This is a genomic window from Methylobacterium sp. WL18, assembly GCF_008040015.1.
In the GTDB taxonomy this organism is placed as follows: domain Bacteria; phylum Pseudomonadota; class Alphaproteobacteria; order Rhizobiales; family Beijerinckiaceae; genus Methylobacterium; species Methylobacterium mesophilicum.
Genome location: NZ_VRVD01000015.1, coordinates 1 through 22474, shown reverse-complemented (window position 1 = coordinate 22474; position 22474 = coordinate 1). Strand labels below are relative to the sequence as shown.

21 protein-coding genes, 1 tRNA gene and 1 pseudogene are annotated in these 22474 nt (G+C 67.6%); 12 read left to right on the top strand and 11 right to left on the bottom strand.

The window, feature by feature from the left end:
- The first annotated feature begins 61 nt into the window (after positions 1–61).
- The 9 genes from hemB (at position 62) to FV228_RS03230 (ending at position 8821) form a co-directional block, all read left to right on the top strand.
- Entirely contained in the window at positions 62–1120 is a 1059-nt protein-coding gene (gene hemB, locus FV228_RS03270) for a porphobilinogen synthase (protein WP_147853273.1), read from the top strand.
- 32 nt (positions 1121–1152) lie between these two features.
- A complete protein-coding gene (locus tag FV228_RS03265; protein WP_246693805.1) occupies positions 1153–1485 on the top strand; it encodes a hypothetical protein in 333 nt (110 codons plus the stop codon).
- Between the two features lie 80 nt (positions 1486–1565).
- The gene (locus FV228_RS03260) at positions 1566–2057 is read left to right on the top strand and encodes an RDD family protein (protein ID WP_147853271.1); all 492 of its coding nucleotides are present in this window, start codon (positions 1566–1568) and stop codon (positions 2055–2057) included.
- Positions 2058–2181: 124 nt separating this feature from the next.
- A complete protein-coding gene (locus tag FV228_RS03255) occupies positions 2182–2928 on the top strand; it encodes an arginyltransferase (RefSeq protein WP_147853270.1) in 747 nt (248 codons plus the stop codon).
- Positions 2929–3048: 120 nt separating this feature from the next.
- Entirely contained in the window at positions 3049–4356 is a 1308-nt protein-coding gene (purB, locus tag FV228_RS03250; protein WP_147853269.1) for an adenylosuccinate lyase, read from the top strand.
- Positions 4357–4408: 52 nt separating this feature from the next.
- Entirely contained in the window at positions 4409–5266 is an 858-nt protein-coding gene (locus FV228_RS03245; RefSeq protein WP_147853268.1) for a D-amino-acid transaminase, read from the top strand.
- A gap of 86 nt (positions 5267–5352) precedes the next feature.
- The gene (locus tag FV228_RS03240) at positions 5353–5685 is read left to right on the top strand and encodes a hypothetical protein (protein WP_147853267.1); all 333 of its coding nucleotides are present in this window, start codon (positions 5353–5355) and stop codon (positions 5683–5685) included.
- Between the two features lie 143 nt (positions 5686–5828).
- Positions 5829–7121, top strand: coding sequence for an adenylosuccinate synthase (locus FV228_RS03235; protein WP_147853266.1), 1293 nt, complete (start codon positions 5829–5831; stop codon positions 7119–7121).
- 281 nt (positions 7122–7402) lie between these two features.
- A complete protein-coding gene (locus tag FV228_RS03230) occupies positions 7403–8821 on the top strand; it encodes a histidine kinase (RefSeq protein WP_147853265.1) in 1419 nt (472 codons plus the stop codon).
- A 49-nt stretch (positions 8822–8870) separates the two neighbouring features.
- Here FV228_RS03230 and rpoH read toward each other — a convergent pair whose 3' ends face one another.
- Positions 8871–9764, bottom strand: a complete 894-nt coding sequence (rpoH, locus tag FV228_RS03225; RefSeq protein WP_147853264.1) for an RNA polymerase sigma factor RpoH — start codon at positions 9762–9764, stop codon at positions 8871–8873.
- A 259-nt stretch (positions 9765–10023) separates the two neighbouring features.
- Positions 10024–11007, bottom strand: a complete 984-nt coding sequence (locus tag FV228_RS03220) for an RluA family pseudouridine synthase (protein ID WP_187277612.1) — start codon at positions 11005–11007, stop codon at positions 10024–10026.
- Between the two features lie 103 nt (positions 11008–11110).
- Between FV228_RS03220 and FV228_RS03215 the strand changes: the two genes are divergently transcribed.
- The 3 genes from FV228_RS03215 (at position 11111) to FV228_RS03205 (ending at position 11891) form a co-directional block, all read left to right on the top strand.
- A tRNA-Glu gene (locus FV228_RS03215) sits at positions 11111–11186 on the top strand.
- A gap of 20 nt (positions 11187–11206) precedes the next feature.
- Positions 11207–11386 (top strand): hypothetical protein, encoded by a 180-nt coding sequence (locus FV228_RS03210; RefSeq protein WP_147853263.1) that lies wholly within the window; start codon positions 11207–11209, stop codon positions 11384–11386.
- Positions 11387–11525: 139 nt separating this feature from the next.
- Positions 11526–11891, top strand: a complete 366-nt coding sequence (locus FV228_RS03205) for a cytochrome c family protein (RefSeq protein ID WP_147853262.1) — start codon at positions 11526–11528, stop codon at positions 11889–11891.
- Positions 11892–12935: 1044 nt separating this feature from the next.
- On the opposite strand, the gene FV228_RS03195 is transcribed toward FV228_RS03205, so the two are convergent.
- The 9 genes and pseudogenes from FV228_RS03195 to FV228_RS34030 form a co-directional block, all read right to left on the bottom strand.
- A complete protein-coding gene (locus FV228_RS03195; RefSeq protein ID WP_147853285.1) occupies positions 12936–13268 on the bottom strand; it encodes a hypothetical protein in 333 nt (110 codons plus the stop codon).
- A gap of 333 nt (positions 13269–13601) precedes the next feature.
- On the bottom strand, positions 13602–14588 hold the full coding sequence (locus FV228_RS03190) for an ABC transporter substrate-binding protein (protein ID WP_147853260.1): 987 nt from the start codon (positions 14586–14588) through the stop codon (positions 13602–13604).
- Positions 14589–14733: 145 nt separating this feature from the next.
- Positions 14734–15999, bottom strand: a complete 1266-nt coding sequence (locus FV228_RS03185; protein WP_147853259.1) for an adenylate/guanylate cyclase domain-containing protein — start codon at positions 15997–15999, stop codon at positions 14734–14736.
- The gene (locus tag FV228_RS03180) at positions 15996–16394 is read right to left on the bottom strand and encodes a response regulator (RefSeq protein WP_147853258.1); all 399 of its coding nucleotides are present in this window, start codon (positions 16392–16394) and stop codon (positions 15996–15998) included. Before FV228_RS03180 ends, FV228_RS03185 begins: the two co-directional genes overlap by 4 nt.
- On the bottom strand, positions 16391–18388 hold the full coding sequence (locus FV228_RS03175; RefSeq protein WP_246693807.1) for a cache domain-containing protein: 1998 nt from the start codon (positions 18386–18388) through the stop codon (positions 16391–16393). The genes FV228_RS03180 and FV228_RS03175 overlap by 4 nt, the downstream gene beginning before the upstream one ends.
- A 38-nt stretch (positions 18389–18426) precedes the next feature.
- Positions 18427–19320 (bottom strand): ABC transporter substrate-binding protein, encoded by an 894-nt coding sequence (locus FV228_RS03170; protein ID WP_238262966.1) that lies wholly within the window; start codon positions 19318–19320, stop codon positions 18427–18429.
- A 203-nt stretch (positions 19321–19523) separates the two neighbouring features.
- Positions 19524–21836, bottom strand: a complete 2313-nt coding sequence (locus FV228_RS03165) for a TonB-dependent receptor (protein WP_147853255.1) — start codon at positions 21834–21836, stop codon at positions 19524–19526.
- A 65-nt stretch (positions 21837–21901) separates the two neighbouring features.
- Positions 21902–22294 (bottom strand): DUF2946 family protein, encoded by a 393-nt coding sequence (locus FV228_RS03160; protein WP_147853254.1) that lies wholly within the window; start codon positions 22292–22294, stop codon positions 21902–21904.
- A 24-nt stretch (positions 22295–22318) separates the two neighbouring features.
- Positions 22319–22474 (bottom strand): annotated as a pseudogene (locus FV228_RS34030) (PepSY domain-containing protein); the annotation flags it as partial.

Below are 22474 nucleotides of genomic sequence, written 5' to 3'. Positions count from 1 at the left end.
AGCCCCAGCGCCGATGCGCCGCGCGACCGACGCTTCACCGCGCGCACGATACCGAAGCCGCATGTCAGACACCTTGCCAGAGCCGCGCCCGATCGCCCTGGAGGCCGCTCGCGAGAGCGCGCGTCCGGACGTGCTGAAGATCACGCAGCGCCCGCGCCGCAACCGAAAGGCGGAGTGGTCGCGGCGGTTGGTGCGTGAGCATACGCTCACGGTCGACGACCTGATCTGGCCGATGTTCGTGATCGAGGGCGAGGGCCGGCGCGAGCCGATCGCCTCGATGCCGGGAGTCGAGCGGCTCTCCGTGGACGAGATCGTGCGCGACGCGGAGCGTGCGGCGCGGCTGGGTATCCCGGCGGTGTCGTTCTTCCCCTACACCGAGGTCGCGCTGCGCGATCCGACCGGCTCCGAGGCGCTCAACGCCAACAATCTTGTCTGCCGCGCGGTGCGGGCCGTGAAGCGGGCGGTGCCCGAAATCGGCGTGATGACCGACGTGGCGCTCGATCCCTATACCAGCCACGGGCACGATGGGCTGATGAAGGACGGCGCGATCCTGAACGACGAAACGGTGGCGATCCTGGTGGAGCAGAGCCTCATCCAGGCCGAGGCCGGCACCGACATCATCGCCCCCTCTGACATGATGGACGGCCGCGTCGGCGCGATCCGGGCCGGGCTCGACAAGGCCGGCTTCCTCGACGTGCAGATCATGGCCTACGCGGCCAAGTATGCCAGCGCGTTCTACGGGCCGTTCCGCGATGCGATCGGCACCCAGGCGGCGCTGGTGGGCGACAAGCGCACCTACCAGATGGATCCAGGCAACTCCGCGGAGGCTCTGCACGAGGTCCGACTCGATCTGGCAGAGGGAGCCGACTCGGTGATGGTCAAGCCGGGGCTGCCCTATCTCGATATCATCCGGCGGGTACGGGACGAGTTCCAGGTGCCGACCTTCGCGTATCAGGTGTCCGGCGAGTACGCGATGATCGAGGCAGCGGCCCGCAACGGCTGGCTCGATGGCGACCGCGCGATGGTGGAGGCTCTCCTCGCCTTCAAGCGCGCCGGCGCCGACGGGGTGCTGACCTACCACGCGCCCCGGGTCGCCGAGCGCCTGCGCAACGCCCGGTGAGGCATGGGCGCCGCTGGCTCCTCGGAGCGGTGGTGACGGCGGGTTTCCTAGGGGGGCTCGCGGCCTGCCAGGATACGCTCCGCCGGGAACGGGTCGCCACCTGCCGGCGCGCCCTGCCGGCGGTGGCGTCACAGCCTGGCATCCGGTTGCTGCGCGCCGCGCCGGGGCCGGCCGCGGATACCGTCCGGGTCGATTATGCCGAAGGAAACCGTCAGCACTGGCTGACTTGCCGCTTCGATGCCGGCGCGACGCTCATCGGGCTGGCGACCGAGGGGAGCAGCTTGTCCGGCCCCTCGCTCTACCTGCTGAAGCGGTTCTACCTCGACACGCCGGACGCGGAGGCCGATGATCCCGCGGAGCGTTGAGCGCGCGAATCCGCTCTTGCGGCGGCCGCTTTCCGCACCCACGTCTCGATAGGCCGCCTCGCTTGCAGGACGCGACACTTATGCAAAATCCCCAACCCGGTGACGCCGAGCAGCGCTACGAGGCCCCTGGCTACACAGCTTCGCTGCCCATCCCGTTCGTGCGTGCCAGCCTCGGGGCCCGCACCGTCGCGTATCTGCTCGATATCCTGTTCATCTTCGGCTTTACCGCCCTGCTAACGCTGCTGATCACGGTCATGGGCGTGGTGACCTTCGGGCTGGGCTGGACTTTGTTCGCGGTGCTTCCAGCGAGCGGCGTGATCTACAGCGCCATCACGGTGGGGGGAGCCAAACAGAGCACCATCGGGCAGCGTCTGATGGGCCTTCGGGTGGTCGCCCCTGAGCGCGGCGGCCCCGTGGACTTCATCAGCGCGGCCGTCCACGCGCTGCTGTTCTACGTCGCGGTCTCGACCTTCCTCCTGTGGTGCCTCGATGTCGCGTTCGGTCTGATGCGCGCCGATCGGCGCCTGGGCCACGACCTGCTACTCGGCTTGGCCGTCGTTCACGCCCGCTGAGACCCCGGAGGCGCGACGAAATTCTCATGCGGCGAGCGGCCGGGGGCATTGAGCCCGGCCGTGTCGCCTGTACATTGGTACGCCGGCGCCGCGAGGACCACCCGGTGCAGGGCCAAGACCAAGCGTGACGAGCCATCCGCGCGACACTCCGCAATTCTACCTGACCGCGCCTTCGCCGTGTCCGTATCTCCCGGGCCAGGAGGAGCGGAAGGTGTTCACGCATCTGGTCGGGCGCCGTGCCCGGGACCTCAACGAGATCCTGACGCAGGGCGGCTTCCGCCGCTCGCAGACCATCGCGTATCGCCCGGCCTGCGAGACCTGCCGCGGCTGCATCTCGGTGCGGGTCGTGGTCGACGACTTCCAGCCGACCGCCAGCCAGAAGCGAATCCTGGCGCGCAACGACGACTGGATCGGCGCGCCGGAACCGAATCGGCCTGCCTCTGAGCAGTACGCTCTTTTCCGCCGCTACCTCGACGCCCGCCATGGCGATGGCGGCATGGTCGACATGACGGTGCTCGACTACGCCATGATGATCGAGGACAGCCACGTCGACACGCATCTGGTGTCGTACAGACGGCGCGGTCCGGACACGGCGATCACCGGGCGCGGGTTCGGGCCGCCGCTCGCCTACTGCCTCACAGACGTCCTCGCGGACGGTCTGTCGATGGTCTACTCGTTCTACGATCCGGAGGAGGCCGGGCGGTCGCCGGGCACCTACATGATCCTCGACCACATCCGGCGCGCCCGTCGCCTTGGACTGCCCTACCTCTATCTGGGCTACTGGGTCGAGGGCTCGCGCAAGATGGATTACAAGTCCCGGTTCCGCCCGCAGGAACGGCTGATGGGGCAGGGCTGGGTCCGCGTGCCCTGACCGGGATCGACATCAGACGTCATGCTCCGGCGTGGCGCCGGCCTGCGTGAACCGCATTGAGCGGCCGGGCCGGCACATGCTACCGGCCACGCACGAATTCCGGACCGTGCCGAGGCTCCCATGATCCCCCGTTACAGCCGCCCGACGATGACGGCGATCTGGTCGCCCGAGAGCCGCTTCAAGATCTGGTTCGAGATCGAGGCCCATGCCACCACGGCGCTGGCCGAGATCGGCGTCGTGCCGAAGGCGGCCGCCGAGACGATCTGGGCCAAGGGCAAGGACGCGGCGTTCGACGTCGCCCGTATCGACGAGATCGAGGCGGTGACGAAACACGACGTCATCGCGTTCCTCACACACCTCGCCGAGATCGTCGGCCCGGAGGCGCGCTTCGTCCACCAGGGCATGACCTCTTCGGATGTCCTCGACACCTGCCTCAACGTTCAACTCGTGCGCGCCGCCGACATCCTGATCGCCGATGTCGACGCGCTGCTGGCCGCTCTCAAGGCGCGGGCGTTGGAGCATAAGCTCACGCCGACCATCGGACGCTCGCACGGTATCCATGCCGAGCCGGTGACCTTCGGGCTCAAACTTGCGCAGGCCTATGCCGAGTTCGAGCGCAGCCGCCGTCGCCTGGTCGCGGCCCGCGAGGAGGTCGCGACCTGCGCGATCTCGGGGGCGGTCGGCACGTTCGCCAACATCGATCCGCGGGTGGAGCAGTACGTCGCCGAGAAGATGGGCCTGACCGCCGAGCCGGTCTCGACTCAGGTCATCCCGCGTGACCGCCACGCGATGTTCTTCGCGACGCTGGGCGTCGTCGCCTCGTCGCTCGAGCGCTTGGCCATCGAGATCCGCCACCTGCAGCGCACCGAGGTGCTCGAAGCAGAGGAGTTCTTCTCCGAGGGTCAGAAGGGATCCTCGGCCATGCCGCACAAGCGTAACCCGGTGCTCACCGAGAACATCACCGGCCTCGCCCGGATGGTTCGGGGCTACGTCGTCCCGGCCATGGAGAACGTCGCGCTCTGGCATGAGCGCGACATCTCGCATTCCTCCGTGGAGCGGATGATCGGCCCGGATGCCACCGTGACCCTCGACTTCGCGCTGGCCCGCATGACCGGGGTGATCGAGAAGCTGCTGATCTACCCGGCCAACATGCAGAAGAACCTCGACCGCCTCGGCGGCCTCGTCCATTCGCAGCGGGTGCTCTTGGCACTCACCCAGGCCGGCGTGTCCCGCGAGGATTCCTACCGGTTGGTCCAGCGCAACGCGATGCCCGTCTGGCGCGGGGAGGGTGACTTCCTGGCTCTGCTGAAGGCGGATGCTGAGGTGACCGCGGCGCTCACCCCCGAGCAGATCGAGGAATGCTTCGACCTCGGCTATCACTTCAAGCATGTCGACACGATCTTTGCGCGCGTGTTCGGCGCAGCCTGAAACCGCTGCACGAATCCTGCTTGGGCCCGTGACGAACATAGGAAGGCAATCCGTGACCGCTCCCCGCATCGTCTACCTCAACGGCGCATTTCTCCCCTTCGAGGAGGCGCGCGTACCGATCATGGACCGCGGCTTTCTGTTCGCGGACGGAATCTACGAGGTTTCCGCGATCATCGACGGCAAGCTCGTCGACAACGCCGCGCACCTGGCGCGCCTCGATCGCTCGCTGGGCGAGATCGGCATCCGCAACCCGCACGACGCGGCCGGATGGGAAAAGCTGCAGACCGAACTCGTTGCGCGCAACGGCGTCCGCGAGGGACTCGTCTACATGCAGGTCACCCGCGGCGTTGCCGAGCGCGACTTCGCCTTCCCGAAGGCCGGGACCGAGCCCACCGTGATGATGTTCACGCAGGCCAAGACCGTGCTGGCCAACCCGCTCGCCGAGACCGGCGCCCGGGTTATCACCGTCGAGGACCTGCGCTGGAAGCGGCGGGACATCAAGTCGGTGGCCTTGCTGGCGCAGGTTCTCGCCAAGCAGCAGGCCGCCGAGGCCGGGGTCGCCGAGGCCTGGATGGTCGAGGACGGGGCGGTGACCGAGGGCTCGTCGTCCACAGCGTTCATCGTGAGCCGCGAGCGCGTCCTCGTCACGCGGCCGCTCTCGACGGCGCTGCTGCCAGGCATCACCCGGGCCTCCGTGCTGAAGCTCGCCGGCGAGGCCGACCTGAAGGTCGAGGAACGGTTGTTCTCGGTCGCCGAGGCCTACGAAGCCCAGGAGGCGTTCTACACCAGCGCCTCAGCCTTCGTGATGCCGGTGGTGGAGATCGACGGCCGGTCGATCGGCGAGGGCCGTCCCGGTCCGCTGACCCGGCGCCTGCGCGAACTCTACGTCGAGGCTGCTTGTCAGGGTTGAGCTGGTCGCGCCACGCAGCAAACAGGAACGGATCCGAGACAAGTCTGTTGCTCTCGGAACGCGTGTTCCAAGAGGGGAGACCAACCTTGTCGAGGAAGATCCTGCTCGCCGCTTTCGCGGCGGCTCTGTTTGCTGTTCCCGCCTATGCTCAGAACCCGGATGCGCCGCTGAAAGGCCGGGACACCGATCCGGCTCTGTCGCCGTCGACCCAGACGCCGCCGGATCGCGTCCGCCCCAGCGCCGACGCGCCGCCCAAGGATCAGTCGCTCAGCGACAAGCTCCAGAAGAACGACGGCGTGATCAAGCCGCCGGAGACCGGCACCACCGGCACCGTTGTGAAGCCGGACGAGACCGGTTCGATGCCGGTGATCAAGCCGCAGGAACTCCCCGGCCGGAACTCCGGCACCGAGGCGAAATAAGCGCGTTCCGCGGAGCGTGCGGGCTGCCATGTGGCAGCCTTGCTTGATTTCGCCGCGCGGATCGCGGAAACGGCTCACGACGTACGCAGCCCGCACCCGTGGGCTGCTCCGTCCCGGTTTCCGTCGCGGGTAAGCAGGCAGGCATGGCCAACGTCGTCGTTGTAGGCGCCCAGTGGGGCGACGAGGGCAAGGGCAAGATCGTCGACTGGCTCTCCGAGCAAGCCGACATCGTCGTCCGGTTCCAGGGCGGCCACAATGCCGGCCACACGCTCGTCATCGACGGGGTGACGTACAAGCTGGCGCTCCTGCCATCCGGGGTCGTGCGCGGCGGCAAGCTCTCGGTGATCGGCAATGGGGTCGTGGTAGATCCCTGGCACCTCGTGGACGAGATCGAGCGGATCAAGGCGCAGGGCGTCGAGGTGTCGCCCGCCTCTCTGCGGATCGCCGATAACGCCACGCTGATCCTGCCGCTCCACCGCGAACTCGATCATTTCCGTGAGACCGCCAATGCCGGCCTGAAGATCGGAACCACGAAGCGCGGCATCGGGCCGGCTTACGAGGACAAGGTCGGGCGCCGCGCCATCCGGGTGGTCGATCTCGCCGATATCGACGCGCTCCCGGCCAAGATCGAGCGGGTGCTGACCCATCACAACGCGCTCCGGCGCGGGCTGGGCATCGACGAGGTGAACGCCGAGGCGCTTCTCGCCGAACTGACGGCGATCGCCCCAAAGATCCTGCCGTTCGCTGATACGGTCTGGCGGTTGCTCGACGATCAGCGCCGGGCTGGCAAGCGCATCCTGTTCGAGGGCGCCCAGGGCGCGCTGCTCGACGTCGACCACGGCACCTATCCGTTCGTCACCTCCTCGAACATCGTGGCCGCCCAGGCGGCGACGGGCTCCGGCCTCGGCCCGGGGGCCATCGGCTACGTGTTGGGCATCGCCAAGGCCTACACGACGCGGGTCGGCGAGGGGCCTTTCCCCACGGAGCTGCACGACGAGATCGGCGAGACCATCGGCGCGCGCGGACGGGAGTTCGGCGTCAACACCGGCCGCAAGCGCCGCTGCGGCTGGTTCGACGCGGTTCTGGTGCGCCAGACCGTGCGGACCTCCGGCATCCACGGCATCGCGCTCACCAAGCTCGATATCCTGGACGGATTCGACGAGATCCGGGTGTGCACCAGCTACAAGCTCGACGGGCAGACGATCGACCACCTGCCGGCGAGCCAGGCCGCGCAGGCCCGGGTCGAGCCGGTCTACGAGACCATTCCGGGTTGGTCTGAGACGACCGCGGGCGCGAGGTCCTGGGCCGACCTGCCGGCGCAGGCGATCAAGTATGTTCGCCGGATCGAGGAACTGATCGGGGCTCCGGTGGCGCTGCTGTCGACCTCGCCCGAGCGCGACGACACCATTCTGATGCAGAATCCCTTCGAGGATTGAGGCCTAAAGCCCTATCCCGTTGATGACGCACATTTTCTGCTGTTCGGCATGTATCCAGCCCGCGTCCGCTTGATCTAGAACCAGCCTATGGCGGGCGTCGGTCTTAGGGATCGACCGCCCGGTACGATATCGGAGGAACCGACTCGCGGGTGCCGATCCGCGCGGCGGGCAGACATAACCGGCCGGCGGCCGATCCCGATCGTCGGTTCGGGAACGAACGTCGGTCCTCGGCCATCGACCGGTCCTGCCGGGCGACGGCCGAAGGCGCGGACCTGGGCAACATGGCCGATTATTACCCGCTTCTGGCACGCGCGCTCGACGCGCTGCCCGACCGATCACCCGCCCTGCGCAAGGCGGTCTACGACCGCGCCCGCAACGCCCTGATCAGCCAGCTCCGTTCGCTGGACCCCCCGCTCTCAGAAGCGGATATTGATCTCGAACGCCGGGCGCTCGATACCGCGATCGAGCGGCTCGAAGTCGATCACGGGGGCCTTCCGGCGCCCGCCAACGACGCCGTGATCCCCCAGCCGGAGCCGAGTCCGCGACCGGACCCGCCCGCGGACATCCCGGAGCCGGCGCCGCCCGTTCCGTCGCCGCCATCCCCGTCCCCTGAGTCCATCCCGGTTCAGGCGCCGGAGCCGGTCCTACCCGCAGCGCCGCCGCCCTTCGCACCCGCCGCCCTGGAGGAGCCGGAGCCACGCGACGCGCCGATCGCGATCTCGTCGCGCAGACCAGGGCCGTCGCCGGCCGCCGCGACCGCAGAGGAACTGCGACCCGAGGCCGACTCGGCCCCCGACACCGAGGATGATGCGGATCTCGCCGCGGCAGTGGGCGAGGGCGGCAATGGCCGCCAGCGTCCACGGATCGAGGTCGTGCCGCCGCGGTCGGGGCGCTCGCGCATCCTGCGCAACGCCTTCGTGGGGAGCGTTCTGGCGATCGTGATCGGATTGATCGCGGTGGCGGCCTTCCTGCTTCGCGACCGGCCGCAGAACCTGCCGTCCGGCGCGACCGAAACCGCCGATTCACAACAGACGGACAGCGAAACCAAGTTCGGCGACCGGGTCGGCGGCGAGGCCGCTCCCGCAACGCGGACACCTCCACGTGCCGAGAACGGCACGCCGGCTCGGGTCGCGCCGTCACCGGCTCAGCCGAACCTAGCCATCGCCCAGCGCGCGGAACTGATCGAGGAAGGGACGGGCACCGACAACGCGCAGCCGACGCGGACGACCGGCCGGGTGACCTGGAGGCTCGACACGGTGAATGGCGAGCAGGGACAACCGCTCCAGAACGCCGTGGTCGCGACTGTGACGATCCCGGATGCCGGGCTGACGCTGGTGATGACGATCCAGCGCAATCTCGACGCGACGCTGCCGGCCTCACATACGGTGAGCCTCGCCTTCAGCCAGCAGAGTGGGACGGGGCGGACGGTGCAGGATGTCGGCCTGCTTCAGGCCAAGGACGACGAAAACGGCCGCGGCTCGCCCGTCTCCGGCTTGCCGGTGCGGGTCCGAGACAACCTGTTCCTGATCGGTCTGTCGTCACTTCAGAACGACGTCGATCGCAACACCGATCTGCTGCTCCACCGCAACTGGTTCGATCTGGCGGTCCGCTACACATCGGGCAAGCGCGCGGTGCTCACCTTTGAGAAGGGCAGTGCCGGCGCCCAGGTGATGCAAAACGCGTTCGACGCATGGCAGTAATCGTGGCCGGGACAATCCGGCGCGCATGCCCGCGCGCCGGATTGTCGGTTCAGTGAGCCTCGATGCCGGTACGCGGCAATTCGCGGTTCGCGATGTTGCGCTTCACCGCCTCCTGCACCTTCTCGAAGGCTCGAACCTCGATCTGTCGAACACGCTCCCGCGAGACGCCGAACTCGCCCGATAGGTCTTCCAGTGTGATCGGATCATCCGCGAGGCGCCGGGCCTCAAAGATTCGCCGTTCCCGCGGGTTCAGCACGCCGAGGGCGTCGCGCAGAGCCGAGAGGCGGTTCTGCCCCTCCTGCTCACGAGCCAGCACCGTCTCCTGGCTCGGGGCGTTATCGACCAGCCAGTCCTGCCACTCGCCTTCGCCTTCCTCGCGCAGGGGGGCGTTGAGCGACGTGTCACCGGACAGGCGCCGGTTCATGTCAATCACGTCCTGTTCGGGCACGCCCAGGCGGGTTGCGATCTGCTTGACCTGATCCGGCCGCAGATCACCCTCGTCCAATGCCGAGATCTTGCCCTTCGCCTTGCGCAGGTTGAAGAAAAGCTTCTTCTGGTTGGCGGTGGTACCCATCTTCACGAGCGACCACGAGCGCAGGATGTATTCCTGGATCGCCGCCTTGATCCACCACATGGCATAGGTCGCCAACCGGAAACCCTTGTCGGGATCGAAGCGCTTGACCGCCTGCATCAGGCCGACATTGCCCTCGGACACGACCTCGCCGATCGGCAGGCCGTAGCCGCGATAGCCCATGGCGATCTTGGCCACGAGACGCAGGTGCGAGGTCACGAGCCGATGCGCGGCTTCACGGTCCCCGGCATCCCGCCAGCTCTTGGCCAGCGTGAACTCTTCCGTCGGCTCCAGCATCGGGAACTTGCGGATCTCGTCGAGGTAGCGCGAAAGGCCACCTTCATTGGCGAGCACGGGCAGCGTACCGGCCATGGCATTCTCCTGGACTCTTGTCCCCCTGACGGGCGGACGCGACGGGCAACAGTGCCGTCCACTCGGGCCGCTCTTGAGCCGACCCTCCCAACCCCCCATGTCATACGGGTAAGTCGGACGGACCGGTAGCGGTTGGGCACCCCCATATTGCCATCAACGCGCGACCGGCCGATTGGTCGTACCATGTCACGATCTGACGCGGCTCGCCGTGACCTTTCGCACGCGACGGGGTTACGGTTTCCTCCCCGATCCTGAACGCTCAAGCTTTCGCGAGGGCGTTCATCAGCGTGGCGATATCGGGCGGGATCGAACTCTCGAACCGGAGTGTTTCGCCGGTGCGCGGGTGCCTGAAGCCCAGCAGTTCCGCATGCAGCGCCTGGCGCCCGAGGGCTAAGAGCGCGTCGCGCGCCTCCGGAGGCAGCCGCGCCGCCTTGGTGCGGAACGCACCGCCATAGACTGGGTCGCCCAGGAGCGGGTGGCCGCGATAGGCGAGGTGGACGCGGATCTGGTGCGTTCGGCCCGTCTCGAGGCGGCAGCGCACGAGGGCGACTTCCGGGTAAGTCTCGGCGACCGTGTAATGCGTGACGGCGTGCCGCCCGGCCTCCTCCGAGACCACGGCGATCTTTTCCCGGTTGTGACGCGACCTGGCCAGGCTCGCCTGGATCGTTCCCGCCCGCGGATGCGGCACCCCCCAGACCAGGGCTGCGTAGGCGCGCTCCAGCGGACCCGTCCGGCCATGATCCGCGAACTGCGCGGTCAGACCCTGATGGGCCGCATCGTTCTTGGCGACCACGATCAGGCCGCTCGTGTCCTTGTCGAGGCGATGGACGATGCCGGGCCGGCGCACGCCGCCGATCCCCGACAGGCTCGCGCCGCAATGGCCGAGCAACGCGTTGACCAGGGTTCCGCTCTCGTGACCCGGCGCCGGATGCACCACCAGCCCGGCCGGCTTGTCGATCACGACGAGGTCGTCGTCCTCGTAGGCGATCACCAGGTTCACGGCCTCGGCCGCGGGTTGGGCATCCGCAGCCGGCGGCACATCAAGGCTGATCTGTGCTCCCGCGGCGACCTTTGCGGACGGGTCGCGTACCTCTGCGCCGTCCCGGCGCACGCAGCCCGCGCGCACAAGACCCTGGAGCCGCGCCCGCGAGAGATCCGGAAATAGCGCCACCAGCGCCCGATCGAGCCGGACTCCCCCATCCGCCACGGTCCCGACCCGCTCTTCGTCGTTTGCGTCCACCACGACCCCAATCTACGCCCCGCCGCACCGATCCGTGCGGAATCTCGAGAGAAGGCCCTTGCTCCCCCGGCGGGGCGTGGCTATAGCACCTGCGCGCCGCCGGAAAGCTCCCATCGTCTAGCGGTCTAGGACGTCGCCCTCTCACGGCGAAAACAGGGGTTCGATTCCCCTTGGGAGCGCCACCGGCGCATTTTTCACATCTTTGGGCAAGGCCAAGCGCGGGCGGCGGTCAGCGCTGCGTTTCATGGGCAAGTTGTACCACTACCCGAGCTTCTCGATGCCGGATCGCGGGTTGTCGCTCGGTGTTGCGGTCTTTGACGGCAAGCTGCCGGAGCGGTTCGGGCTGGTCGATCGTGCTGATCCCGCCCGCTTGCCGCATTGAGTTTTCTGCATCTCGACTTTGAATAATTTTAATCGGCGTTCCAGCCGGGCGGCGGATTAAGCGGCTTGAGCGGACGTCTACACCTCACTGCGTCAGGCTTCGCATCGTCATCCGTCCCGCCTGGCCGAAGAGGAAATCCATGCGTTCTTTCGTTCTCGGCGCTGTTCTCGCCGCCCTGATCCCGCTTTCGGCCCAGGCCCAGGAGGCCGGTGATGCGGCTGCCGGCGAGAAGGCGTTCGCTCCCTGTAAGGCTTGCCACAACTTCCAGAAGAACGGCGTCGGCCCGGACCTCAAGGGCGTGGTTGGGCGTAAGGCCGGCACCTACGAGGGCTACAACTACTCCGCCGCGCTGAAGAATTCCGGCATCACCTGGGACGAGGCCAACCTTCACGAGTGGCTGAAGAATCCGAAGACGAAGGTGCCCGGAAACAAGATGATCTTCCAGGGATTCACCGACGACAAGAAGATCAACGACGTGATCGCCTACCTGAAGGCCCAGTCCTGACGGAACGCATGATCGAAGGATCGAAATGAGGCGCCGGAGATGAGCTTTTCGGCATCATCATGCTCCTAACAATCCGTGGTACCCGCAAAAAATTTGAGGCCAATATTTAGTTCGGTTTGTCATCACAGCAGCTTTACTGCCGCGTCTGGTATTGCTATCTTGCAATCAGTCGCCGGCGTAACGCACCGAGCGTCATTTTCCTTCAGCCCCGCCGGCATCTGCCGCGCGGGGTTTTTCTTGCTCTCGAACCCTTCGCGTGCCGCGTCGCTGACCGAGGAAGCAGGAGCGCGACACGTCGAGACAGTGGATGACCTTGGCAGTGCTGGCTGCCGACCGCCACCTGACGCTGGCGGAGGCCCAGCAACTGGTGGACGAGAACGATTGTCCGAAAGCCTTCAAGGAACACGGCACCGTCAATCTGATCTGAGGCGGCTTGGCCGTAGACGCTCCGACCTGTGAGATTCACCCCAGTTGCGGATTTGGGAGAAACCGTCCAACGCGCGGTGGCGGTTTTACTGCGCGTTCTGCTTGTCGCACCTGATTTTGAACCGTTGGGCGTCTTAGCGCGTTTCTGAAGACTTCAGTCAATCAGGATAAACAATGCACACTCGCGTTCTCACGGCTGCGGCCGTCGCCAGCCTCTTCCTCGCCGGGCAAGCCTCTGCACAGGCCCCCGCCACGGCGCCCGCGTCTCCTGGAACGCCGGGCGTCGTGGCGCCGCAAAGCAGCACCACCGGTGGCAACGCCGGCGTGACGGCGTCGCCGACCGGTCAGCCGGCGGATACGCGGTCCAACAGCTCCTCGTCTGCCGGGAATGCCAATCAGCCCGAGCGAGCCGTACCGCAGGGCGGCGGCGGCGGCGGAAGCAGCAAGTAACGATCGAGCTTATTCGGGCGTCCCGTTCCACATCCCGAAGGTGGCGCTGATCAAAACGGCCTCGGACTCCGCGGTGACGCGGTTGTCCCAGGCCGAAAGCCCGTCCTGTGATGAGAGGACGCGTTTTTATATCCGCCGGCTCATGGAGCGCAGCGTCCCCAACGCCGGTCAGCAGCTGAGACGCCGGCCTTCGGCCATTCCGACTTTTCGGTAGTGATACAGGCCGGACTTCACCTGGCCGCTGATGACAGCGCGGCGCACGTCCGGATTACAGCGCAGATACTCCATCTCGTCGAACGCGTAATCACCCCGTCCGCCGCGCGGTGCGCGATCATAGTCCCGCCCGTAATCGCGGCGATCCCGCGAATCGTAGTCCCGGTCGCGACGGTCATAGTCACCACGGTCGTAGCCGTAGTCGCGGCCGCCGTAGGGTTGCGCCAAGGCCGGGGCCATGGCGCTGAGGAGCGTTAGACCTAGAACGGTCGCAGAGATTACCTTCATGTGGACTTCCTTATTGGTGCGGAGCGAGAACGCTTTCAGGGAAATGTGGTTCGATGCCGGAAACGCAATCACTGTCTCCATAGTCAGTCGCCGTGTTCTCGGTCGGCCTCGCAGGACGATGCGGCTAACCGGAATAATCTCTCATGCACGCGGGTTCCGTCCAGGACAATCGGCTGGAAGACCACCACGAGACCGGCGGGTGCCGTTCACGATTGTGCTGCGTTCAGCGCGCCCGTCGCCGAGATACGGATGCGTCCGGAGACCCCGTGTCGATCGACGCGGTATCGAGCGGTTCATGGGTCGTCAGGCGCTGCCTGAGCCCCACAGTCTGGGCTAATCGATCACCTCGTCAGCCGTGGCGAGCAGCGACGGCGTGATTGTCAGGTTGAGCGCGGCGGCCGTCTTCAGGTTTATCAGGGTCATGAAGCGCTCGCTCGCCTGCACCGGCAGGTCGCCGACGGACGCCCCCCGCAGGATCCGGTCGATGTAGCCGGCGGCTTGCTGGACGTCCCGGGCCACGCTGGTCGTGTAGGCGGCGAGCCCGCCCATGCGGACCTGGGCCGCGTAGGCGTAGACCGCGGGCAGGCGGTGCCGGGCGGTCAGGTCGATGATCTGCCGGCTGTAGACGCCGGTGATCGCGTCCGGCAGCACGATCAGACCGCCATGAGGTTCCTCGGCGAAGGTGATGATCGCCTGCTCGATCTCCGCCGCGTCGTGCACGCCGCTGACCTCGGCCTGGATGTGGAGTTCGGGGCCGATCCGCCCGAGCTCGGCGCCGTAGCCGGCAAACCGCGTGCGGTAATCCGGATTGATGATGGCGCGCGCCCGCGTCACGCCGGGGCTGAGTTCCTTGAGGAGCTGCAGCCACTTGCCGACGAACGTATAGTCGAAATTCGTGAACCCTGTCAGGTTTCCGCCGGGCCGCGACAGGCTGGCGACGAGACCTCCGCCGACCGGATCCTGCGCCTGGATGAACACCACCGGTGTCGTCGTGGTCGCCTGTTGCAGGGCCGTCGTCCCGACGACGCCCTGCGCGAAGACCAGATCGGGCTTGGCCGCCAGAATCTCGTCGGCTTGGCGGCGCATCTTCGAGCTGTCGCCGTCGCCGTACCGCAGGTCCACGTCGAGGTTTTGACCCCAGATCCAACCGAGCTTCCGCAGGCTGTCCTTGAGCGTGCCGATGATGATCGGCATATCGGGATGCCCTTCGTCGTACACCAGGAGGACGCCGAGGCGGCGGCGCGCCGGGGACTGGCCGCAGCCGGCCGCGGGCCAGGCGACCGCGCCGCCGAGACCCAAGAGGAGGTCGCGTCGCCTCATCCGCCCGTTCCCTGACGGCTTGGCGGCAGGCGGTCGCACCGCCGGCTGTTCGAAGGACGGACCATCCCGCAGGTTGCTCGACTGACGGAGAAACGTGTCCCGAGTGTCGGCCATCGCGGCCGCCGGGTCGAGGGCGTGATCGGTCTCAGCGGACCTCGATGCGCGCTCCCGATGCGCCATTGAGCAGGCGTTTGAGATGGAACGCGGAAAGGGCATCGTCGGGGCGCAGCCCGACCAGGGCCGCGAAGGCCGGCATGGCGCCGGCCTCGCCCGCCTCCAGCTTGGCGAAGGCATCGAGATAACGGTCCAGCATCGCCGCATCGTACTCCGTCTCGGTCAGCGGCTCGAACGCGCGCAGCGCCCCTTGCTTGCCGCGCAGGACGAGATCGCCGACCGGGCGCCCGCGGAACTGCTCCGTCCGGATCACCACGCTCTGGCTGACGCAGATCCGCGTTCCGAACGCCTTGTTGGCGTTCTCGAGACGGGCGGACGTGTTGATGGTGTCGCCGTAGGCCGTGTAGTCGAAATACCGGCCGCCCCCGAAATTGCCCACGATGGCCGGCCCGGCATGAACGCCGATCCGGGTCGCGCCGATCTCGATCCCGCGGTCCCGCCAGCGGGCCCGGAAAGCCTCCGAGGCGGTGTCGAGGGTGAGCGCACAGGCGACCGCCCGGGCCGCATGGTCCGGCTGGTCGCCGGGCGCCCCGAAGAGGACGTGGATCGCGTCGCCAACGATCTTGGCGACGGTGCCCTCGTGCGCGAACACGAGATCGGTCATCTCGGCGAAGTAGCCGTTCAGAATTTCTGCGAGCTGGGTCGGGTCCAGGCTCTCGACCAGACTGGTGAACCCGGCGATGTCTGTGAATAGCGAGGCCACCTCGCGCCGCGCGCCGCCGAGTTCCAGGCCCGACGCGTCGCCGGCCAGACGTTCGGCGAGGTTGGGCGAGAAGTAGCGTGCCAGGGCGGCGTGCGCCCGCTCGGCCAGCACCTGTCGCCGGCGCCCCTCGCGCAGGGTCGCCACATGCTGGAGCGTCCGCGCGATGGTCGTCTCGAAATCGGAAAAGTCGATCGGCTTCGTGAGGAAATCGAACGCCCCGCGGTTCATGGCGGTGCGGATGTTGGCCATGTCGCCGTAGGCCGAGACGATGATCGTCGAGGGCTTGGCATCGGATTCCTGCAGCTTGGCGAGCAGCGTCAGCCCGTCCATGCCCGGCATGTTGATGTCGGACACGACCATGTCGACGTCGTGGTTCTCAGCCAGCACCCCGAGGGCCTCGTTGCCGTCATGCGCGAACAGGAACCGGACCTGGCCGTCGCGGATCTGGCGGCGGAACTTCTGGGTGATCAGCGCCTCGAGATCCGGCTCGTCGTCGACGACTAGGATCTTGGCCGGAGGCACCTCGCCGGTCATGCCGTCCCCGCGACGGAGGCCAGGCGGCGGTCGATCTCGCCGCGCAGCAGGTCGAAGTCGATCGGCTTGGTGATCAGATCCGCCGCGCCGCCGGACAAGACCTTCTCCCGCGTCTGCGCGTCGCCATAGGCGGTGATCATGATCACCGGGACGTCGGGGCGCGCGGCCCGGACGAGCGGCAGGAGTTCCAGCCCGGTCATGCCCGGCATGTTGATGTCGGAGAACATCAGGATCAGGCTGGCCCCGTCCGAGGCGTTCACGCAGGCCAGGGCCTCCGGAGCCGAATGCGCGAATTCCATTGCGAAACGCCCGGCGCGCAACTCGCGGCGGAACTGCTGCCGGAACAGGTCGGTGACGTCGGGCTCATCGTCCACGACGAGGATGATGACGTTCATGGCTCGCTCTTTTCCGGGACGACGATCGGCTGCGCGGCCTTCGCTCCGTCGCGCGGCAGCGTGATCGTGAATTCTGTGAACTGGCCGGCCTCCGTGGCGACGTCGATCGCCCCGCCATGCTGCTTCACCAGGATGTCGTGGCTCAGGGACAGGCCGAGGCCCGTACCCTCGCCGGCTGGCTTGGTGGTGAAGAACGGATCGAACATCTTGGCCTTGACGCTGTCGGGGATGCCGGTGCCGTTGTCGCGCACGCGGATCTCGACGCTCTCTCCCAGATCGCGGGTGGTCACCGACAGGATAGGCTCGTAACCCGGTTCGGTTTCCACGGCCTTGCGCTTCTCGGTGGCGTAGAACCCGTTCGACATCAGGTTCAAGAGGACGCGCGTCAACTCCTGCGGGTAGACATCCGCGACGCCGGCCTCCGGATCGAGATTGCGGTCCAGGGTGATGTTGAAGTCTGGCTGCGCCGCCCGTGCCCCGTGATAGGCGAGGTTCAGGCTCTCTTCGACCAGGGCATTGATCTCGACCAAGCGGTGCTCGCCGGATCCGGAGCGGGAGTGCAGCAGCATGTTCTTGATGATCGAATCGGCGCGCTTCCCGTGCTGCACGACCTTCCCGAGGTTGCCCTTGAGCAGATCGGCGATCTCGTCGACCTCCTCGCGGATCTTCGGATCGAGCGCGACGGGCTGAAGCGCCTCCTGAAGTTCCTCGACCAGCTCGGAGGACAGGGACGCGAAATTGTTCACGAAGTTCAGGGGGTTCTTGATCTCGTGGGCGATCCCCGCGGTGAGCTGCCCCAGGGAGGCGAGCTTCTCCGATTGAATCAGCCGGTCCTGGGCCTTGTGGAGGTCGTCGAGGGACCTGTTGAGGTCGCGGGTCCGCTCCTCGACCTTGGCTTCCAGGGTCTCGTAGGATTCCTGGACGCGGCTCGCCATCAGGTTGAACCGGTCCGCCAGGGTTTCGATCTCGTCGCCGGTGCGGATAACGATGCGCTCCGACAGGTCACCGGACCCGAAGCGTTCCGCGCCGTCCTCGAGTTGGCGGATCGGCACGACCAAGCGGTGGGCAAGGAAGGTCCCGGCGACCGTCGCAAGCATCACGCCGAGACCCATCAGCGCCAGGGTCTGGACCACCGAAGCATAGAGCGGCGCCATCGCTTCGCCCAACGGCAGCTGCACGAACACGATCCAGTCGACCCGCGGGATGGTTGCGTGGGCCGCCAGTACCGAACCGCCGTCGAACGCGGTGGTGATCTCGTAATCCGTCGTGTCCGGATTGGCGCCGGTCCGACGGGCCTCGAGGGCGGTCGCGACCTCCGGCAGGGTCGAGAGGTCGGTGTCCCGCAGGACGAGGCTCAGATCCGGGTGCGCGATCAGCCGTCCGCTGGCGGTCACCACGAAGGCGTAGCCGCCCGCGCCGTTGTGGATGCTGCTGACCACGTCCCAGATCAGCTTCAGGTTGACCTCGGCCACGGTCACGCCTGGGTCGCGTCCGGCATGGGCCACCGATACGGTCATGTACGGCTCGGATCCCCGCCGGAAATAGACCGGGCCGAACCAGACCTTCTCGGCGAGCGCCCGGGTGAAGCGCGGCGCTGTCGAGAAATCCTTGCCGCTGCCGACGACATCCGGTTCCAGGCGCGAGACCCGCAGCTGCTCCCTACCGCTCGGATCGAGATAGGCGACCTCCGTGATGGCGGGCGCCTGCCGGAGCAGTCGGATGAAGTCGTAGCGCTGCTGCTCAGGCGAAATGCGGCGCCACTCGGCCCGGGTGGTCCAGCCGATCTGGCTCTCGATCTCGGAGATGAAGGATTCGACCCGCTCGGCGGCCGCGTGCGCCTTCTCGCGCTGAACCTCGATCGCGGTCCGTTTGGCGTCGCCGTAATTCAGCAGCAGATCGACCACGCCATTGATGAGCAGCACCAGGGTCACGAGGCCCACGAAGGCGACCGCGAACTTCGCCGCCAGCGGCAGACGGAAGCGTCGGGCCCGGATCTCGAGGCCCGCGGGGGCCTCGATAGGGTTCACCCGCATCATTCGACGATCTCGTCCGCTTGGGCGAGCAGCACCGACGAGATCTCCAGTCCCAGGGTCCGTGCCGTCTTGAGGTTTACGATGAAGTCGAACTTCGTCGGCGCCTGTACCGGCAGGATCGCGGGCTTCTCGCCGTGGAGGATGCGATCCACGTAGGCCGCCGCGCGGCGCACGGCGTCCGCCGGGTCGGGACCGTACGACATTAGGCCGCCGCGATGTGCGAAGCGCCGGATCGCGAACACCGCCGGAACGCGATGCTGGGCCGTCAGGGCGACGATGCGGTCCCCGTTGGCCTCGCTGAACGTCCCGGGGGCCACGATCAGCCCCGCATCGCCCCGGCGACCGAGGTCCGCGACGAGCGGGTCGATCGCGTCGGCATGGCTGACCATGACGACCTCCGTCTCGATGCCGAGGGAGGCGGCCGTCGTCCGGAGCGCCTCGGAATAGAAGTTGCCGCGCCGGATTTCCGTGTGGGCATTGGACAGGAGCGCGACATGCCGGATCGTCGGCACCGCTTCCCTGAGGGCCGCCAGCCATTTCCCGGCCAGGGATGCCTCGTAAAGGGTGAAGCCGGTGATGTTGCCGCCCGGCCTCTGCAGGCTGGCGACGTATCCGGACCCGACCGGATCGGAGGCGCCGACGAAGATGATCGGAATCGTTCGGGTCAGGGACGACACGGCGGAGAGCTGCGCGTTCAGGAACGCGAAGATCACGCGCGGCTCCGACCGCACGATCTCGGCCGCCAACACGCGGGTATGCTCTACGTCCGCGCCGCCCCAGCGGTCCTCGACGCGCAAGTCCGCGCGGCCGTGATCGCGCAGGGCCGCCCGGAACACGGCCGAGAGGGTGTGGCCTTCGGTGCCGCCCTCCACGAACGGCCAGAGCGCCGTCACCCGTGCCTGCTCCTCGGCCCGCGCAGCCAGCGGACAGCCCGCAGCGGCCCACGACAACCCGGCAAGGACGCTACGCCGCCTCATCCGATCACCGCGCCGGTGCTTCCGCCATCGCGACCCAAACCCTGATTCCCCCCGACGCCCGGTTGAGAACTTACGGCACGGTTGCCCACGCCACCAAGGCTGAGCCCTGGACGCGGTTATCAGAATGCCAGGCGCATCCCCCCGACGATGTTGCGTGGCGCACCCGCGAACACGGATCCCGTGGTGGTCGCCAGCACGGCGGCGCCGTTCTGGAGGCCCGTCGTACCGCTGAGCGAGTTGGCGAGATTCTGGGCCGATGCGGCGTAGGTCGTGTCGAACAGGTTGCGCACCTCAAGGTAGAGGTTCAGCCGCTTCGCGTAGCCGCCAGTCAGCTCCGTCGCATAGTGCACGTTGGCGTTGACGATCGCGAAGCCCGGCGCCTTCAGCAAGTTGGCGTTGTCGATGTAGAAATCGCCCTGCACCACCGTCTCGATGAACGCCCCGAGTCCGGCAAGCGGCCCCGCCGGCACGTCGTAGCCGACACGGGCCAGGAGCTGGTGGGCCGGTACGCCGGGGATCTGATTGCCCGCCCGGTCGAACCGGCGGGTGAGGCTGCCGGCACTCAACTGCTCGGTATAGCGCGTGTAGATCTGGTCATCGAACGTGTAGGCCAGGACCCCGCGCCAGCCCGGCGCGAAGGCCCAGTCGGCCCCGACCTCGAGGCCCCGATGCTCGGAGGCCGGCGCGTTGAACGTGTAGGACAGCAGGCCCGCGCCCGGCGATTGCGAGACCAGCTCGTTGCGGAAGAACTCGTAGAAGCCAGTCACGCTGAGACGCAGAGTCTCGGTCGGGCTCCAATCCGCCCCGAGGTCGAAGCCGAGATTCTCCTGGGTCTGGAGCTGGGTGTTGTTGCCCGGCAGGCCGGCCGACGTGACGAACAGGTTGCTGGCCGCCGGCGTGGTGTACCCGGTGGCGACCCGGCCGCGGAAGGCCCAGGCCTGGTCCGGCCGATACACCAGCGCGATCTCGGGAGCGACGTTCAGGAAGGTGCGGCCGGCATCCGCCACCGTCCGGGTCGCCCCCCCGGCCGTGTAGCTGTAGGCGAGGTTGCGGCCAGTGATGGCGGTGCCCTCGGCGCTGATCCCCAGCACGCCGGTCCAGCGGTCCGACAGGCTGAGTTCCAGCCGGGCCCGGCCGCCGAGGTTTGATTGCACCGCGTCCTGGACGCCGATCAGCGCCCCGAGTCTGGGGCCACCATAGGGCGCCCGGTTGTAGGTCGTGCTGTGGTTGTCGATCGTGTTGTAGGCGAGCGCGACGTAGCCTACCGCCGGCAGGCCGAACAGGTCGCCGCGCCGCGTCAGGTCGGTCAGAAAGTTCCAGGCCGGGAACGAGCCGCGGCCCGAGGTCGTGTAGAATGGTTGGTTGAAGTTGCGTTCGTCGAAGCCGAGCTGCGTGCGCCAGGTGGTGAACGCGTCGATGTCGTGCTCCCAGCGCGCCGCTGCGACGGTGCGCCGGTCCTTCCGGCCGAACGCGCCCTCGTCGGCGGTGACCGGTACGGTCGCCCCGAACGCTCCGTTGCGGAACAAGCTGAAAGTCGTGCACCCCGGGGCAGCGGTCGCAGCTGCCGCGCAGCCGCGCTGGTACGGATTGATCCGGTACTGCGCCAGGGAGGAGCGCGCCGCCAGATTCGTATCGAGGGTGTTGTTGATCACCTTCAGGGTGAAGCGGTTGTCCGGCGTCGGCGTGTAGCTGGCGAGCAGATTGATGGTCTGCGTGTTGAAGCTCGAATGATCCTGATACCCGTTGCTGCGGACGTCGCTGGCGAACAGGCTGATTTCGAATGGCCCGCTGGCCTTGCCGACGGTGAAGTAGGTGTTGAGGTAGCCGAAGCTGCCGGCGTCGGTGCCGATCTCGTAGCCGTCGATCTCGCGGCCGGTGCGGGTGCGGAACGCGATGGCGCCGCCCGTGGCGTAGTTGCCGAACAGGGGCGATTGCGGCCCGCGGAACACGTCGATGCGGCTGTAGGCCCGCGGTTCGGTCAGGTCGAAGCGGGACGCGCCATCGGGCTGGGTGAGGATGAAGCCGTCCTCCAGCACCACCGTATTCTTGATCACCCCGGTGGACCGGGCATTGTTTCCCCGGATCGAGATGATCACGTCGCGCCCGCCGTTGCCCTGGCGGACGGTGACGCCCGGGCTGTTGGCGAGCACCGAACCGATGCTGGTCGCCGGGCGGTCGGCGATGGTGTTGCCGCGGCCGATCCCGGTGACCACCTGGCCGACCGGGTGCTCGATCACCGACGGGGCCGAGCCAGGAGGAGCGGCGATGCCGAAGGGTGGCGCGATGGCGGTTCGTCCGGTGCCTGGATTGGCCTCGCCCTCCACGGAAAGCTCATCCAGCGTGACGGATTGCTGCGCCGAGGCCGGGAGGGTGCCGCCGGCGAGCAGCAGGGCCAACGCGCCGAACCGCGCGGCATTCTGGTGGATCAACATCCTGAAATCTCGTCTGATCGGTCTTGGGACCGGACGGCGCCGTCGCCGCACGGGAGCGCACGTGATCAGGCGATGAGGGGCGGCGCCCGGGCTTGGCCGGTGACGCGCGGTGACGCGTTCGGCCGCGACGGGGGCGGGGTCGGCCATGCCACCGCGATCCAGCGCAGCGGCTGGGTGACGTCGGGGCTATGCGGTAGGGGCGGGGGGACGATCCCGGCGCAGCACAGCCGACAGACCTCACAGGCCGGAGGCGCGACCGGTTGCTCCACGGAGGCGCTGATCGCGTCGTCTCCCGCCGGGTGACCGCACAGGATCGCCCCGGGCAGCATCCCGGGTGCGGCAGACGCCATCCGCAGAGCGGCGATTGGGGCAAGCGACTGCACCCAGAGGGCGAGCAGGATCAGCCCGATCCCGAGGAACCGGGTACGCGTGCCGGAATGCGTGAGGTTGGTCGCCACGGGCGTCGAGCCCGCCGGTCTGGGTCAGGCGGTCCGGCGCTTATGAGCCAGTTGGACGGCGCAATCGATCGTGAGCATGCCGAGGATCGCGAGGCCGGTCAGGGGAAACAGCACGCCGAGGCCGGCGATCACCAGGGCGACGGTGGCGACCACCCGCCGGTCCCGCGGCCAGGGCGGCGC

Excerpts from the sequence above, each read along its gene's own strand:
- FV228_RS03230 (WP_147853265.1), top strand. The coding sequence starts at position 7,403 with ATGGCCGATTATTACCCGCTTCTGGCACGCGCGCTCGACGCGCTGCCC.
- hemB (WP_147853273.1), top strand. The coding sequence starts at position 62 with ATGTCAGACACCTTGCCAGAGCCGCGCCCGATCGCCCTGGAGGCCGCT.
- FV228_RS03195 (WP_147853285.1), bottom strand. The coding sequence starts at position 13,268 with ATGAAGGTAATCTCTGCGACCGTTCTAGGTCTAACGCTCCTCAGCGCC.
- FV228_RS03235 (WP_147853266.1), top strand. The coding sequence starts at position 5,829 with ATGGCCAACGTCGTCGTTGTAGGCGCCCAGTGGGGCGACGAGGGCAAG.
- FV228_RS03180 (WP_147853258.1), bottom strand. The coding sequence starts at position 16,394 with ATGAACGTCATCATCCTCGTCGTGGACGATGAGCCCGACGTCACCGAC.
- FV228_RS03190 (WP_147853260.1), bottom strand. The coding sequence starts at position 14,588 with ATGAGGCGACGCGACCTCCTCTTGGGTCTCGGCGGCGCGGTCGCCTGG.
- FV228_RS03165 (WP_147853255.1), bottom strand. The coding sequence starts at position 21,836 with ATGTTGATCCACCAGAATGCCGCGCGGTTCGGCGCGTTGGCCCTGCTG.
- rpoH (WP_147853264.1), bottom strand. The coding sequence starts at position 9,764 with ATGGCCGGTACGCTGCCCGTGCTCGCCAATGAAGGTGGCCTTTCGCGC.
- FV228_RS03260 (WP_147853271.1), top strand. The coding sequence starts at position 1,566 with ATGCAAAATCCCCAACCCGGTGACGCCGAGCAGCGCTACGAGGCCCCT.
- FV228_RS03185 (WP_147853259.1), bottom strand. The coding sequence starts at position 15,999 with ATGACCGGCGAGGTGCCTCCGGCCAAGATCCTAGTCGTCGACGACGAG.
- FV228_RS03205 (WP_147853262.1), top strand. The coding sequence starts at position 11,526 with ATGCGTTCTTTCGTTCTCGGCGCTGTTCTCGCCGCCCTGATCCCGCTT.
- purB (WP_147853269.1), top strand. The coding sequence starts at position 3,049 with ATGATCCCCCGTTACAGCCGCCCGACGATGACGGCGATCTGGTCGCCC.